Source organism: Paraburkholderia sp. SIMBA_053 (assembly GCF_046534895.1).
In the GTDB taxonomy this organism is placed as follows: Bacteria; Pseudomonadota; Gammaproteobacteria; order Burkholderiales; family Burkholderiaceae; genus Paraburkholderia; species Paraburkholderia caledonica.
Window position 1 is genome coordinate 1 of the sequence record NZ_JAWRXU010000518.1, and the last position, 279, is coordinate 279.

A 279-nucleotide genomic window follows, 5' to 3' on the forward strand; every position below is an offset into this window, starting at 1 on the left:
GGCCCCGGCCTCGGCATCGAGCCGAACCCCGATGTGATTCGCGACTATCGCATCAACCTTTAAACGAACACCGCTACGGCATCGCATAACAAAACTTGGAGTCAGGAGATGTTAGACAGGATTGTTGGACCACTTTTACCCGTTGCGTTTGTGATCGTGCTCGGCTTTATCGCCGGCAAGCGCAAACGTCTGAATCATTCGGACAGTCTGCTGATCAGCCGGCTCGTGCTCGGCTGGATTTTCCCGGCGTTGCTGCTGGTCGGCATGGCGAGCACGCCG

The 279-nt window shown here is 57.0% G+C and carries 1 protein-coding gene; it reads left to right on the top strand.

The genetic code is table 11. The annotated features are described in order from the left end of the window. Positions 1-108: 108 nt before the first annotated feature. On the top strand, positions 109-279 hold a 171-nt coding region (locus tag SB753_RS36675), incomplete at its 3' end, for an AEC family transporter (RefSeq protein ID WP_410805031.1).